Below are 270 nucleotides of genomic sequence, written 5' to 3'. Positions count from 1 at the left end.
CTGTCCATTTTTCTGGCTGCACATCCGGTGCAATCCGTTCAATTGGCGTTCGTCGGCCTCAGGCTTCCACTTCTTTTTCCTCAAACCAGCCGTAAATAACTGGCAACACCAGTAGGGTGAGCGTGGTAGAACTGATCAGGCCACCAATCACCACGACGGCCAGCGGACGAGTGACTTCAGAGCCAGGGCCATTGGAAAACAGCATGGGAATCAGTGCCAGCATGGCCACCAGCGCCGTCATCATCACGGGCCGAAAGCGATGCTCACAAC

At 55.6% G+C, this 270-nt stretch carries 1 protein-coding gene; it reads right to left on the bottom strand.

The genetic code is table 11. The annotated features are described in order from the left end of the window. Positions 1 to 58: 58 nt before the first annotated feature. The coding region (locus ACZ3GY_RS24040; RefSeq protein ID WP_465912253.1) for an efflux RND transporter permease subunit at positions 59 to 270 on the bottom strand (212 nt) is incomplete at its 5' end.

Source organism: Pseudomonas sp. PME37.24/006, from assembly GCF_055556635.1.
This window is presented reverse-complemented; position numbering and strand designations above follow the sequence as displayed.